This is a genomic window from Streptomyces sp. NPDC043908 (genome assembly GCF_056435525.1).
In genome coordinates this window covers 303,594-317,563 of record NZ_JBWKEI010000003.1, presented here as the reverse complement: position 1 = coordinate 317,563, position 13,970 = coordinate 303,594, and the positions used below count along the sequence as shown (strand labels likewise).

Sequence of the window (13,970 nt, the reverse complement as noted above, 5' to 3'; positions counted from 1 at the left end):
CCCCCGAGCGAAAGGTAGACACACCATGGCACTGCGGTTCGCCGCCGACATCTCGACCGCGCAGACCGACTACGGAACGGTCCTCCTCGACGAACGCAGCGGCCAGTACTGGGAGTTGAACCCCACCGCCACACTGATCATCGAGACACTCCTCGCGGGCAAGGACGAGACGGCGGCGGCCGACGCGGTCGTCGCCGAGTTCGACATCGACCACGAGCGGGCACGACGGGACGTCACCCAGCTGGTCGGCGAACTGCGCGCCTCGGGGCTGGCCGCATGACCACACCCAGCGCGCTCGAACGCCCCGCCGATGTGCCCTTCGTACGGAAGCTCGGCGCGCGGCTGGTCCTGATCCCCGCCGCCGTGCTCTCCCTCCTGCCGCCCCGCCGCATCCGCCGCGTCCTGAACGTGCTGCGCCGGGGCGCCGCGCCCGCGACGGCCACCCAGGCGAAGAACGCGCGCGACGCGGTGTGCGCCGTGAGCCTGCGCTGTGCCGGTCCCCGCGGGTGCCTGCCGCGCTCCCTGGGCGCCGCGCTGCTGTGCCGGCTGGGCGGCATCTGGCCGACCTGGTGCACGGGGGCACGTGTCGTACCGCCCTTCACCGCCCACGCCTGGATCGAGGCCGACGGGCACCCCATCGACGAAGGAGTACCCGACGACTACTTCACCCGGCTGATGGCGGTCACCCCGGTGGGCCGGCGCGCCCGATGACCCGCCCCCACGCACCGGGCCCCGACCGGACGACGCGGGGCGCGATCGCCACCATGTTCCGACTCACCGCCGGGCACCGCGGCGCCATGGCCGTCGCCACGGCCCTGACGCTGGCGGGCTCGGCGCTGGGGCTGGCCCAGCCGCTCGTCGCCAAACACATCGTGGACGCGAGCGGCGCGGACGCGGCCTTCTGGTCGACGCTTGCGCTGCTCGGCGCGCTGTTCCTCCTGGAAGCGGTCACCGGGGCCGTGGGCCGGTACCTGCTGGAACGCATGGGCGAGGGCATCGTGTGCCGTCTGCGGCACGGCCTGGTCCGGCAGTTGCTGCGGCTGGAGATGAAGGAGTACGACCGCCACCGCAGCGGCGACCTCATCTCCCGGGTCACCGCCGACACCACCCTGCTGCGTGAGGTGGTGGCCCAGGCACTGGTCGACCTGGGCACGGGCGCCGTCGCGGCGGCGGGCGCGATCGCCCTGATGATGTGGCTGGACCCGCTTCTGCTCCTGCTGGTCACCCTCACGGTGGCCGGCGCCGCGGTGATCGTCGCCTCCCTGCTGAAAGGCATCAGGGCCGCCTCCGAGCACATGCAGAACGCGGTCGGCGCCATCGCCGCCGAACTGGAGCGCGCGCTGGGCGCGTTGCCGATGGTGCGGGTGCACCGGGCGGAGGACCGCGAGGCGGCACGGATCGGTGAGCGGGTCGACGACGCCTACCGGGCGGGGGTACGGACCGCGCAGCTCGCCTCGGTGATGAGCCCCGCCGTCGAACTGGCCGTCCAGGGCTCCTTCCTGCTCGTCCTGGTCATCGGCGGCCTGCGGGTGAACGGTCACACCGGCTCGCTGGGCGACCTGGTCGCCTTCCTGCTGTACGCCTCGTATCTGGTCCTGCCCCTGTCGTCGGTCTTCCGGGCCGTCGGACTCATCCAGCGCGGCATGGGCGCCTACCAGCGGGTGGCGGAGGCCCACAGCCTCCCCACCGAACCGGAACAGGCCCCGCCGCCCGCCCACTCCCGCCCCGCGCCACCGGCCGCACCGGCCACCCGGCGTCCGACGGCGGCCCTCGCCCTCCAGGACGTCCACTTCGGCTACCAGCCGGACCGGCCCGTGCTGCGCGGGGTCACCTTCACCGTCCCCCACCACCAGCAGGTCGCCCTGGTCGGACGGTCGGGAGCGGGCAAGAGCACTCTCTTCGCGCTCATCGCACGGTTCTACGAACCCGACGCGGGGACCCTCTCCTTCGACGGCCGGCCCGCGGCCGAGCTGAGCCGCGACCGGTGCCGGGCGCACATCGCCGTCGTCGACCAGAACACCCACGTCGTCCACGGCACCCTGCGCGACAACATCACGTACGCCGTACCGCACGCGGCGGACGCCGAAATCCACCGCGTCATCGAACTCGCCCAGCTCGAAGGGGTGGTCCGGCGCCTGCCCGGCGGCCTGTCCGGTGTCCTCGGCGAGCGCGGCGCGACGCTCTCCGCCGGGGAACGGCAGCGCGTCGCCCTGGCCCGCGCCCTGCTCGCCCGGCCCTCCCTGCTGCTGCTCGACGAACCGACCTCGCACCTCGACGCCATCAACGAGGCCGCGCTCACGGCGGTCATGCGGGAAGCCGCCCAGGAGTGCGCCCTGCTGGTCATCGCGCACCGGCTGTCCACCGTCCGCCACGCGGACCGCATCGTCGTCCTGGAGGGCGGCCGGGCCATCGCCTGCGGGCGCCACGAGGACCTGCTCACCTCCAGCCCCGCCTACCGCGAACTCGCCGCCGGGCAGATGCTCACCCCCGGCGCGCCCCTGCCCTCCGCCGTACGGAACGGCGTCCCGCAGGTGTACGCCGACGGCGCCGACCCCCGCGCCGGACACCTGGGCACCGACTGACGGTCGCGGTCCCTGACGGTGACGGTGGCGGTTCGCGGCCCCTGACGTTGACGGTCGCGGCCCCCTACGTCCCCCGGTGCAGCGCCGCGAGGCGTTTGCGGGCCGCGCGCAGGGAACGGCCGCGCGGGGCGTTGCGCCAGGGGTCGTCCTCGAGGAGCCGGTCGACGTCCGAGAGCGTCCGGCGACGCGCGCTCAGGTCCGGGTCGTCCAGGTCCGCCCAGGCCAGCGGCGCCGCGACCGGGGCGCCGGGAAGGGCTCGTACGGCGTAGGGAACGACCGCGGTCTGGGCGTAGCCGTTGCGCTGGATGTCCAGGTAGAGGCGGTCTCCCCGGGACTGCTTGCGGGCCTGGGTCGTCAGGTGGTCGGGGTGGCGGGCCGCGAGCACTTCGGCGGCGTCCCGGGCGAACGCGCGGACCTCGTCGAAGGACGCGCTCCGGTCCAGCGGCACCGTGACGTGCAGACCGCGCGAGCCGGTGGTCATCAGCGTCGCGGGAAGCTCCAACTCCTCCAGCAGCCGGCGGGTCCACCGGGCCGCCTCCCGCACGGGAGCGAAGTCGTCGCCGTGCGGGTCGAGGTCGAAGACGAGCCGGTCCGGGTGGTCGGGGCGGTCGGCCCGGGACAGGAACCGGTGGACCGTCACGCACGCCTGGTTGGCGAGGTAGACCAGGGTCGCGGTGTCGTCGCAGACCGTGTAGGTGACGGTGCCGTCCTCCTTGGGCAGCTCCGCGCGATGGATCCAGTCGGGAAAGTGCTCCGACACCTCCTTCTGCATGAAGGCCGGTCCGTCGATGCCGTCCGGGTGGCGTTCCAGCATGAGCGGGCGTCCCCGCAGGTGCGGCAGCATGCGCCGGGACACCGCGCGGTAGTAGTCGACCAGGTCGGCCTTGGTGATGCCGTCCTCGGGGAACAGCACCTTCTCGGGCCGGCTGATCTCCACCGTGTGGCCGCCCACGCGGATGCTCTTGGTCGTGGTCATCGCGTGCTCCCGCCGGGTCGTTCCCGGATCCTCGTCGGTGTACGGCGTGCGTGCGCGGGTGCGGTGCTCATCCGCCGTCACCGCTCGCCTCGGCCGCCTCGGCCGCGACCTGGCGGAGGGTGTGGCCGGTGCGTGCCGAGCGGGCGCGGTGGGGGTCGGGGGTGCCGGCGCCGGAGGCCCGTTCGTCGGCGCGCTTCACCAGCAGCCATGCCTCGCGTTCACCACGGTCACCGCGCATGCGGGTGAGCGAGTAACCGCCGTGCAGCTTGCGGCCGTCCAGCCAGAACGAGGCGTGGCCGCGCTCCAGCGCCGTACCGAAGTCGAGCTCCGCGCCCCCGCGGTCGGTCGAGAGGTTCCGGTAGGTCCCCTCGTCCCAGATGATCACCGTGCCGCCCCCGTACTCGCCTGCCGCGATGACGCCCTCGAACTCCCGGTACTCCAGCGGGTGGTCCTCGGTCGGCATCGCCAGCCGCTTGTCGTGCGGGTCGGTGGACGGTCCCTTCGGCACCGCCCACGACTTGAGGACGCCGCCGACCTCCAGACGGAAGTCGAAGTGCATGGCGGTCGCCTCATGGATCTGCACCACGAACACGGGCCGCCGGGTCTCCGCCCCGTCACCGGCGCCCTTGGGCTCGGCGGTCTTGGAGAAGTCGCGTCGGCGGTGGTACTCCGCCAGCGCATCGGTCGATACATCCGTCGATGCGTCCGTCGGTCTCATGGCCACCTCCTGACGGGGGACGTCGGTGCGGTACCAGCCGCGTCGCGTGCGGTCGCTCGACCGGCCTCCGTGGGCGGCTACCCCGTCGCCACGCCGGTACCCGCCGCAGCGGCCACCGCCCGCCTCTGCCATTCTCCGGCTCCTCGGCGTACGGCGCAGACCGGGAGACCTCTCCCCCATTACGTAGAGTAGCGACGGCTATGCCTCCGGTGCCGGTGCCGTCCCTCCCGACGGGCCGTATCAGGAATACCACCGTCCGCCCGCAATGGCGACGTGCGCCACGTGAGGACCGCCCACTGTGTCGTGGCCCCACGTCGAAACGGCCGATGGCCGCTCCCACACTGGCGGAACCTGCCCCCCACCCGCATCTGGAGCCTTCCCATGCGCGTCCTCGAACGCCTCCGCGTCAGAACCCTGCTCGTGGCGGCCACGGCGGCACTCGCCCTCTCCGTGAGCCAGGTCCCCTGCGCCGTCGCGGCCGTCCCCTCCCCCACCCCGGGACCTCTGCCACCCCTGACCATCAACGCGGCCTACGTCTCGGGGGTTTCGTCCGGAGGGTTCCTCGCCAACCAACTGCATGTCGCGCACTCCGAGATCTTCAAAGGCGTCGGGATCTTCTCGGCGGGAGCGTACGACTGCTCCCAGGGCACCCTCTCCACCGCGCTGTACGGCTGCATGGACACGCTCCTTCCGCGCAAGAGCCCCGCGCAACTGGAGCAGGAGACCCGTGACCGGGCGGCGTCCGGCGGCGTCGACGCGGTCACGCATCTGTCCGGTGCCCCCGTCTGGCTCTCCCACGGCGCCTCCGACCAGACCGTGGACCGCGCGGTGAACGACGACCTCGCGGCCTACTACCGCGACCTCGGGGCCGACGTCGTCTACGACACCGCGTCCAGGGCCGGACACGCCTGGGTCAGCCCGCTCGGCGAGGTGTCCTGCACCTCCACGGCCGCCCCGTACATGAACAACTGCGGCGGCGATCCCGAGAAGGACATGCTCACCCACCTCTTCGGCTCGGTGCGGCCCGCCACCACGTCCGCGCTGACCGGCCGGCTCGTCCGGTTCGACCAGAACACCTACGCCCCCGGTGGCAGCGCGTCCGCGATCAGCATGGGCAACGAGGGCTTCGCCTACATCCCGCAGTCCTGCGCGACGGGTGCGTCCTGCCGGCTGATGGTCGCCCTGCACGGCTGCTACCAGTACTACGGGCTCATCGGTGACACGTTCATGGCCGAGGCCAACCTGAACGAGTACGCCGACACGAACAGCATGGTGGTCCTGTACCCGCAGGCCACCACCGCGAGCGACAACCCGCGCGGCTGCTGGAACTGGTGGGCGTACGGCGGCGACACCCACTACGCCGAGAAGGGCGGGCGGCAGATCACCGCGATCACGAACATGGTGAACGCCATCGCCCAGGCCCCCACGACACCTGCCCTCCCCGCCCCGACCGGCCTCACCACCACCGGCGCCGGCACGAACACGATCGCGTTGGCCTGGAACCCGGTCGCGGGCGCGGCCTCGTACGACGTCTACCGCGACGGCGGCAGGGCCAACACCGTCCCGGTCGGTGGCACGACCTACACCGACAGCGGTCTGGCCTCCGGCACCACCCATACCTACACCGTCGCCGCCGTCGACGGTTCCGGTGCCGTGGGGGCGCGTTCGGCGCCGGTGACGGCGACTACCACGCCGTCCACCACACCGCTGCCGAACTGCTGGACCACCGACAACGTCGCGCACAACCTGGCGGGCCGGTCCTACTTCATCGGTGACAGGAGCTACGCGATCGGCACCGGCCAGTACATGGGCCCGCACACCTCCACGGCGCTCAGCAACCTGCACCTGCGCTCACCCGGCTCCTGGGAGGTCGTACCGCACTGCTGAGGTCGTCCACGGCCGATGCGCACCCGAGGCCGGCCGTCGCGAGCGCGGCGGCCGGCCTTTCGTCGCCCCGGCACTTGCGCCGAGATCGCGACGGCGGTCCAATGCTGAAGATGACTGCTGTCGGTGGGCGCGGCTCCCAGGACGCCGGGGCCGAAGAAGAGGCGAACCCCCTGGAGGAGCTCTCGCTCGATCAGCTCCGCCGGCGCGGGAGCATGAAGTGGCGCACCTACCCGGCCGACGTCCTGCCCCTGTGGGTGGCGGAGATGGACGTACCGCTGGCGCCGCCGGTCGCCGAGGCGCTGCGCGAGGCCATCGACACCGGGGACACCGGATACCCGGCCGGAACCGCGTTCGCCGAGGCGCTGGCCGGTTTCGCCTCGCGCCGCTGGAAGTGGGACGGCGTGGCCGTCGACCGCACCGCCATGATCCCCGACGTCATGATGGGCGCGGTCCAGGTGCTGCGGCTGATCACCGACCCCGGCGACCCGGTCGTCGTCAACTCCCCGGTGTACGCGCCCTTCTACGCCTTCATCACCCACGACGACCGCCGGGTCGTGGAAGCACCGCTCGGGCGGGATCTGCGGATCAGCATGGAGACGCTGGAGGAGGCGTTCCGGCGCGCCCGGGAGCGGAGCGGCCGGGGGAAGATCGGCTACCTCCTCAGCAATCCGCACAACCCCACCGGAACGGTTCACACCACCGAGGAACTCACCGCCGTGGCGGAGCTGGCCCGGCGTTACGGAGTCCGGGTCGTCGCCGACGAGATCCACGCGCCACTCGTCCTGCCCGGCGCCGAGTTCACGCCTTACCTGAGCCTGCCCGGGGCCGAGGACGCCTTCTCCCTCATGTCGGCCACCAAGGGCTGGAACCTCGCCGGGATCAAGGCGGCACTCGCCGTGGCCGGACCCGAGGCGGCCGCCGATCTGCGCCGCATCCCGGAGGAGGTCCACCACGGCGCGAGCTTCCTGGGCGTCATCGCCCACACGGCGGCCTACCGCCACGGGGAGCCGTGGCTCGACGCGCTGCTGAGGGGCCTCGACGCGAACCGGACCCTGCTGGGCCGGCTCATCGAGGAACACCTGCCGGGGATCGGGTACGCCAGGCCGGAGGGCACCTATCTGGCCTGGCTGGACTGCCGTTCCCTCGGCCTGGCCCCGGAAGCAGACCCCACCGACCTCACGGACCCCACAGACCTCACGGACGCCCCGGACCTCGCGGTCGTCACCGACCTGGCGGGCCCGGCCCGGCTGTTCCTGGACCACGCCGGGGTGGCGCTCTCCTCCGGTCACATCTTCGGCACGGGAGGAGCCGGGCACGTCCGCCTGAACTTCGCGACCTCACGGTCCGTCCTGACCGAGGCGGTCACGCGCATGGGCCACGCGGCGACCCACCACACCCGCTGACCAACCCCGACGGCCACGCCCGACGGTCAACAACAGACCACCGCCAGGCCTTTCGTGGGCAGGGCCACGTATCGCTCCTCCCGGGGTGGGGCGAGGCCGACCACCCCCGCAGGCGTCACACGCCACCCTCGATGAGCGTCCAGCCCGACGACACCTGGGCCAGCGCGCCGACGTTGGCGTAGCGGCCGTGGGACAGTGTCGACGTCCACGCGGTGCCGTCGTCCTTGTAGAAGAACAGGCTGTCCGAGGTGCGGCCCGTCTTCTCCCAGATGCCGGACGTGCCGACCTTGTTGAAGTCGATGCCCGAGCCGTTGGTCGCCCTGGACACGCGGGCCTCCAGTTCGTCGTCGGCCCTCGCCAGGGACAGTACGGAGTCCTTGGTCGCGGTCAGCTCCCCGAGGAAGTCGTCCCTCGGGATACCGCCCTTGTCCCGGTAGACGCCACCCGTGAGGGTCCCGTAACCCACGTTGCTCCAGGGGGAGTCGCCCGATCCGTGTCTGGCCGCGGAGATCAGGGTGTCGCAGGAGGCGGCCATGGTCCCCCAGCCCGTGCTGAAGTTGTCGTACACGCGCACCTGCCGGAAGGCGCCGTGCTTCAGGGTGCCCGTGACGCCGTGGCCGGTGTCCCCGTTGTAGAAGATCACGGAGTCGCCGGACGCCTTCACGAAGGTCCAGTCCGTGGAGAAGTTGTCGTAGGACTGGGTGCGGTGGTAGCGGCCGCCCTGGAGGGTGCCGACCTCCCCGGCCCCGGTGTCCTTGTTGTAGAGCACCAGCGTGTCGCGGCTCGCCGCGCCGTGCGTGTACCCGGTCGGGAGGTCGAACTCCGCCTTCTGCTGCCAATGGCCGCCGGAGAGGGTGCCCGTGGCGGCCGAGCCGCTGTCGGCGTTGTAGAAGAGCATCGAGCTGCTCGGCCTCGTCTGGTCGCAGTACGACGAGGTGGCGCTCGCGGATGACACCGGGCCGGCCAGCAGGACGGCCGTGGCGGACGTGACCGCGGCGAGCGCGGCCACCAGGGTTTTCCTCATGGTTTTCCCCTTTTCCCTCGCACCGGGGTGTACGCGGCTTCGGGGCACGAGCGGCCGCCCGTCGGGGCGCGCCGGGACCCCCGCGCCACAGCCATGCAGGTTTGGGCAGGAAGAGGGGCGTACGCGCACGCCAGCCGGACGTACTCGCGCCCGCCGCCGCCCCGCCTCCGCGACATCCTGCGTCCGCGTCGGTCGCCATCGGCCTCTCGGCGCTGCCGAGCCAGTGCCCGCTCGCGCTCGTACGCAGACGTCCTTTCCCATCGTGCGCCGCCCGGCCCCGCCGCGCATCTTGGTACGGGAGTGGGGCGCTATTGCCTCGATGTTGGTTGATACGAGGTCCACCCACCCAACTTCTCTGTGTCATCTGCCAGTACGGCCCCCGAACCAGCCGGGAGCAGACTTCTGCCACGACCGCGAGCCCGGTGATCCTCCGGTTGCGGAGGGCCGGCGTGGCGGCGTACAAGACGATCCACACGAGGGGGCGGCACATGAGCGCGCAGCAGCAGTACGACGAGATCGGTGAGGCGTTCGAGGGGTTCAAGTCCCTGCCGTTGATCCGTTACGGGGAGGTGCCGAGCGTCCTGGGCATGGTCGGGGACGTACGCGGCAAGTCGGTTCTGGACCTGGCGTGCGGCACGGGTTTCTACAGCAGGGAGCTGAAGCGGCGCGGCGCCGCGGAGGTCTTCGGCGTCGACATCTCCGGCGAGATGATCGCCGTCGCGCACAGGATCGAGCGGAGCGAACCGCTGGGGGTGGGCTACGAGGTCGGCGACGTGGCCGAACTTCCCACGCTGGAGCGGCGTTTCGACCTGGCCCTGGGCGTGCAGTGCCTCAACTACGCCAAGGACGTCGCGGAGATGGAGCGGATGTGCCGCAGCGTCCACCGGAACCTGGTGGCGGGGGGAATGTTCTACCTGTTCTGCCAGAAGCCCGACTACCGGTTCGGCAACCCGCCGCTGGACAAGTACGGGTTCCGCTGCGAGCCCACCGGCGAGGAGAGCGAGACGGGTCCGCGGGTGCGGGTCACCGCTCTCCTCGACCCCGAGCCGGTCAGCATCCTCGCCTCGGCCCCGCGCCGCGAGGTCTACGAGCAGTCTCTGCGGGCGGCCGGGTTCAGCGAGGTGGAGTGGGTGCCGTTGCAGATCTCCGAAGCCGGCATCCGTGAGTTCGGAGAGGACTTCTGGGCGGACCTCCTCGCGAACCCGCCGCTGGAGATGCTGCGCTGCCGTGCCTGACCGGTTCGGCGGCAGTGTGCCGCCCTCTGCCCCGTCTCCTCAGCCGATGACGCACTCCGCCAGCAGCAGTCCGCCGATCCCGAGCATCATGGCCCCGGAGACGCGCGTGACCGCCCGTGCCGCCGAGGGCCGTGTCCTCAGCACGGTCCGCGCGAGCACACCGACGGAGAGGTAGACGACGGCGCAGGCGGTGAGGTGGAGGGTGCTGAGCAGCCCGGTCTGCGCGGCGACCGGCCACCCCGTGCCGGGGTCGAGGAACTGCGGGAACAGCGAGAAGTACAGCAGCAGCGCCTTCGGGTTCAGCCCGCTGATTCCGGCTCCCCGGAGCATGACCTGCGTAGACGTACGGGAGGAGTCCGCGGCCTGCCCGGAGGGGGCGGAGGGGAGGGTGGCGGGCCGGCGCAGCACGCCCCAGCCCAGCCACAGCAGATAGCCGGCGCCGGCGGCGGTCAGACCGGTGAGCACGCTCGGTGAACTCGCGACGATCACGGCCAGGCCCGCGACGGCGAGAAGCGCGTAGACCGCGTGTCCGGCTATCAGACCGGCGACGGCCGGCACGACCGACCGGTCGCGCATGCCCGCGGATATCGCGTACGCCCAGTCCGCGCCTGGGGTGAACACCAGCAGCAGGTCTACAGCCAGGAATGCCGCCAGTGTGGCCGTGCTCATCGATCAGTCCCTCTCACGTGCTTCGGTACGTGGGGAAGGCTAGGCGGCATGGGCCCGAAAGTGTTCCCGCATTTGGCTCATGATCGCGCTTTTCGAGGGAGAATCTTCTCCATGGATGCCTTGGACCGGAAGATTCTTACCGAGCTACAGCTGGACGGGCGGCTGACCGTCACCGAGCTCGCCGCCCGCGTACAGCTCAGCGTCTCCCCCTGCCACCGCCGGCTGCGGGACCTCGAACGCGAGGGTGCCATCCGCGGCTACCGGGCGGTGGTGGAGCCGGCGGCCGTGGGTCTGGACTTCGAAGCCCTCGTCTTCGCCACGCTGCGCTGGGAGGACGCCGACACCGTCACCGCCTTCGAGGAGGCGGTGACGGCGATTCCGCACGTCATCCAGGCCCAGCGGCTGTTCGGCGAACCCGACTACCTGCTACGGGTCGCCACCACCGACCTCAGCGCCTTCCAGCAGCTCTACGACCAGCAGCTCGCGCGGATGCCGGGAGTGCAGCGGCTGACCTCCACCCTCGTCATGAAGAACGTCGTGGATCATCGCCCGCTGCCGGAGTGACACGGTCCCCACCCGGAGTGACACGGTCCCCACGATCACCATCAACCGAGCCGTGTCCCGGCGGTCACCGTCAGCTCCGCGATGCCCGGGCGCTCCTTCGCCTTCGGGTCACCCTGCACCGTGACCCGTACGTACCGCGCCGGGCGTACGTCGTCCCGCGCCGCACCCCTCCAGTGCCAGCCGTCGAGGGACAGCTCGATGGTGTACGCGGTGGGCCTGGTGGTGGTCCAGGCGGGTGTGACGTTCTTGACGGGGACGGGCCTGGCGAGGTCCGTCGTGAGCCGGCCGGTCGCGCCGGCCGGGACCCAGCCCGTGGCCGTGTTGCCGTCCACCGCGGCGCCCGCGTACATACCGGGCTGCTGGGAGGAGGCCGTGGCGGTGGTGCAGCGGGCCGCGTTGGCGGTAGGGGTGAGGTCGGGGCGGCGGGTCTTGAGGACGGCCGGGACGCCCCGGCTGACGACCTGCTCGCCCTGCGGGGTGTCGAGCATCATGGGCGCACCGGCGGTGAGGCGCACGGTGGTGCGGTGGGCGCCGAGCTCGATGTCATAGGTGCGTCCCTGCCAGGTCAGACCGCGCAGGGTGACGCCGCGCTCCAGCTGCGGGGGCAGCATCGGGTCGAGGTGCAGCCGGTTCTCCCGCATCCGCAGGCCGGTCAGGCCGTTGGTGAAGACCTGGAGGAAGCCGCCCTTGCCGGTGAGGAAGTCGTGGGCGGGCGAGCCGGCCAGGGGGTCCTCGGCACCCGCCTTGTCACCGCGCGCCTCCGAGAACTGGGCGAAGGGGCCGCGGACGAACGGCTTGATGGAACGCTCCAGATAGGTGTACGTGGAGCAGCCCGGCTCGCCGATCCCGGCGGCGTCGATGGCGTGCACCGAGTCCGTCATGGCCGGGCCGTCCGGGTCGGTGCGCTGCGCGTAGTAGTCGAGGGTGGCCGCGTCGGCGCCCTTCGGCATCGGCCATTCCAGCGGGTACATGAGCAGGACCGTGTCGGCCTGCTTGATGGTGCTGCCGCGGTAGCCGTCGTACTGCTGGAAGACCTTGCCGCGCGCGTCGTAGGGGATCCGGACGCGGTCGGCGATGGTCTTCCACGCGGCGGGGGCCTGCTCGCCGAGCAGTTCGGCGGCGCGGGCGGCGTGGCGCAGGGCGGTGACGGCTCCCGCGTTGGTGAAGACCGCGTCGTCGACGCCGTTGCTGTATTCGTCGGGGCCGGCCGTGTCCTTGATGGAGTAGCTGCCGTCCGGGTTGCGGCTGACGCGGCCCGCCCAGAACTCGGCGATGCCCCGCAACACCGGCCAGCCGCGTTCGCGCAGCCAGCGCGTGTCCTTGGTGGCGAGGTAGTACTGCCAGGTGGCCAGGGAGATGTCGGACTGGAGGTGGATCTGGGTGCGGCAGTGCGGCGGGTCCACGCTGTGGCACTCCTGCGCCAGGTTGCCCGAACTCCCGCTGTTCCAGGGGTAGAACAGCCCCTGGTAGCCGAGCTTGCGGGCGTTCTCGCGCGCACCCGCGCGGGTCCGGTAGCGGTAGTCGATCACGGACCTGGCGAGCTCGGGCCGGGTGGCGAGCAGGGCGGGGTACATCCAGGTCTCGGCGTCCCAGAAGATGAGGCCCGCGTAGTTGTCGCTGGTCAGTCCGGCCGGGGCGATGCTGTTGGCCGCGCCTTCGCGGGTGTTGGCGAGCAGCCCGTACTGGGCGGAGCGCACCCACGCCTGCATGTCGGGCTGCCCGGACACCTCGATGTCGCTGCGCCACAGACGCGACCAGGCGGCGGTGTGGGAGCGCAGCAGGGCATCCCAGCCACGCCCGGCGGCGCGCTGCGAGGCGGTGGTGGCGTCGCGGCGCGGGGCGCGGGAGGTGAGCGCCGTGTCGACGCCGATGTACTTGGTGACGTCGTAGGACCTCCCGCTGCGGACCGGCAGGGTCAGCGCCTGCTGTGCGGTCATCCCCTTGGCGGGCGCGGCATGTCGGGTGGCGGCGGTGTGTATCCCGCGTCCGGCCCGCAGGGTCGAGGCGACGGCACCGTCCACGTTCGTACCGTCCGTACGGAACGCGACATCCATGGTGGGCCCGGTACGGCCGTCGTGTGAACCGTCGGTCCGGTCGCCGCCGCCGGTCTGCCGGATGCGCCGCGCGCCTCGGCCGTCCAGCAGGTCGGTGACGGTCGCCTCGCCGCTCCAGTGCGGCGTCATGCTCATCCGTACGGCGCCGACATGCGGGTCGGCGCGGTCGGTGAGGACTTCGTAGACGAGGTCGGTGCGGCGGCCGTCGGCGGCCGTCCACGTCAGCGAGGTACGGACCACGCCGCAGTGGAGGAAGAGCGACTGGCGGTAGTGGGAGATCCGGCCGGACGGTGTCGAAGAGTTGAAGGTATCCGTCCGCGATCCGCCGGTGCTGAGCGTGAGTCCCGTCCAGGTGGGCAGGGCGGCGACGGCCTGCCGGTCGCCGGCGGTCCGCTGGTTGTGCGCGTACAGGCCGGACACGAGGGAGCCGTCGTAGCGCGGGGTGAACAGCGGCCAGCCGGTCTTGGCCTCACTGTCGGCGTATCCGGCGCCGTTGGGGGGCACGCGCTGGCCCAGGTAGCCGTTGCCGACGAAGGCGTGATGGGTGTCGGCCGCGTCGATCCGGGTGGCGTCGAGGGTCCAGCCGTCGCCGGTCCGGCAGGTCGCGTCCGCGGGGGCGGGGTGCCGCGCGGTCTGCGAGGCCGCCGCCGGGGCGGAGGTGACGAGGGATCCGGCCAGCAGCACCGCGGTCAGTCGGGCGGCGCGGGGCCGCGCACCGAGGGAGTACGTCATTGTTCTCCGTCACTCTGGTTCGCCTGCGAGGTCCTGGGACCATAAATTTCCTGAACGATGCGCGTCAATAGATGTGCATTATCGGTGAAGTATTGAAGGAATGAGTGGACGGGCGAGGTGTGGCTC

12 protein-coding genes are annotated in these 13,970 nt (G+C 71.8%); 7 read left to right on the top strand and 5 right to left on the bottom strand.

Going from position 1 to position 13,970, the window contains the following annotated elements:
- Window positions 1–25: 25 nt before the first annotated feature.
- The 3 genes from AC069K_RS09470 to AC069K_RS09460 are packed head-to-tail and all read left to right on the top strand — an operon-like array spanning window position 26 to window position 2,582.
- The gene (locus AC069K_RS09470) at window positions 26–280 is read left to right on the top strand and encodes a lasso peptide biosynthesis PqqD family chaperone (protein ID WP_478613925.1); all 255 of its coding nucleotides are present in this window, start codon (window positions 26–28) and stop codon (window positions 278–280) included.
- A complete protein-coding gene (locus tag AC069K_RS09465; RefSeq protein WP_478613923.1) occupies window positions 277–711 on the top strand; it encodes a lasso peptide biosynthesis B2 protein in 435 nt (144 codons plus the stop codon). The genes AC069K_RS09470 and AC069K_RS09465 overlap by 4 nt, the downstream gene beginning before the upstream one ends.
- Before the next feature lie 53 nt (window positions 712–764).
- Window positions 765–2,582: an ABC transporter ATP-binding protein gene (locus AC069K_RS09460; protein ID WP_478613921.1), complete on the top strand. Its 1,818-nt coding sequence runs from the start codon at window positions 765–767 to the stop codon at window positions 2,580–2,582.
- A gap of 64 nt (window positions 2,583–2,646) precedes the next feature.
- On the opposite strand, the gene ligD is transcribed toward AC069K_RS09460, so the two are convergent.
- Window positions 2,647–3,558, bottom strand: a complete 912-nt coding sequence (gene ligD, locus AC069K_RS09455) for a non-homologous end-joining DNA ligase (protein ID WP_478613919.1) — start codon at window positions 3,556–3,558, stop codon at window positions 2,647–2,649.
- A 67-nt stretch (window positions 3,559–3,625) separates the two neighbouring features.
- Entirely contained in the window at window positions 3,626–4,276 is a 651-nt protein-coding gene (locus AC069K_RS09450) for a DNA polymerase ligase N-terminal domain-containing protein (protein WP_365102236.1), read from the bottom strand.
- Window positions 4,277–4,657: 381 nt separating this feature from the next.
- Between AC069K_RS09450 and AC069K_RS09445 the strand changes: the two genes are divergently transcribed.
- A complete protein-coding gene (locus AC069K_RS09445) occupies window positions 4,658–6,163 on the top strand; it encodes an extracellular catalytic domain type 2 short-chain-length polyhydroxyalkanoate depolymerase (RefSeq protein WP_478613917.1) in 1,506 nt (501 codons plus the stop codon).
- A gap of 101 nt (window positions 6,164–6,264) precedes the next feature.
- Complete coding sequence (locus AC069K_RS09440; protein ID WP_365102241.1) at window positions 6,265–7,566, top strand: MalY/PatB family protein; 1,302 nt, start codon at window positions 6,265–6,267, stop codon at window positions 7,564–7,566.
- A 115-nt stretch (window positions 7,567–7,681) separates the two neighbouring features.
- On the opposite strand, the gene AC069K_RS09435 is transcribed toward AC069K_RS09440, so the two are convergent.
- Entirely contained in the window at window positions 7,682–8,590 is a 909-nt protein-coding gene (locus AC069K_RS09435) for a hypothetical protein (protein ID WP_478613914.1), read from the bottom strand.
- 488 nt (window positions 8,591–9,078) lie between these two features.
- Here AC069K_RS09435 and AC069K_RS09430 point away from each other — a divergent pair, with 488 nt between their 5' ends.
- Complete coding sequence (locus AC069K_RS09430; protein ID WP_365102247.1) at window positions 9,079–9,825, top strand: class I SAM-dependent methyltransferase; 747 nt, start codon at window positions 9,079–9,081, stop codon at window positions 9,823–9,825.
- A 39-nt stretch (window positions 9,826–9,864) separates the two neighbouring features.
- Here the strand turns inward: AC069K_RS09430 and AC069K_RS09425 are convergent, their stop codons facing one another.
- Entirely contained in the window at window positions 9,865–10,494 is a 630-nt protein-coding gene (locus AC069K_RS09425) for a LysE family translocator (RefSeq protein ID WP_365102250.1), read from the bottom strand.
- A gap of 111 nt (window positions 10,495–10,605) precedes the next feature.
- On the opposite strand from AC069K_RS09425, the gene AC069K_RS09420 reads away from it, so the two are divergent.
- Entirely contained in the window at window positions 10,606–11,058 is a 453-nt protein-coding gene (locus AC069K_RS09420) for an Lrp/AsnC family transcriptional regulator (RefSeq protein ID WP_365102253.1), read from the top strand.
- Window positions 11,059–11,099: 41 nt separating this feature from the next.
- On the opposite strand, the gene AC069K_RS09415 is transcribed toward AC069K_RS09420, so the two are convergent.
- Window positions 11,100–13,844, bottom strand: a complete 2,745-nt coding sequence (locus tag AC069K_RS09415) for a discoidin domain-containing protein (RefSeq protein WP_478613909.1) — start codon at window positions 13,842–13,844, stop codon at window positions 11,100–11,102.
- Window positions 13,845–13,970: the final 126 nt, after the last annotated feature.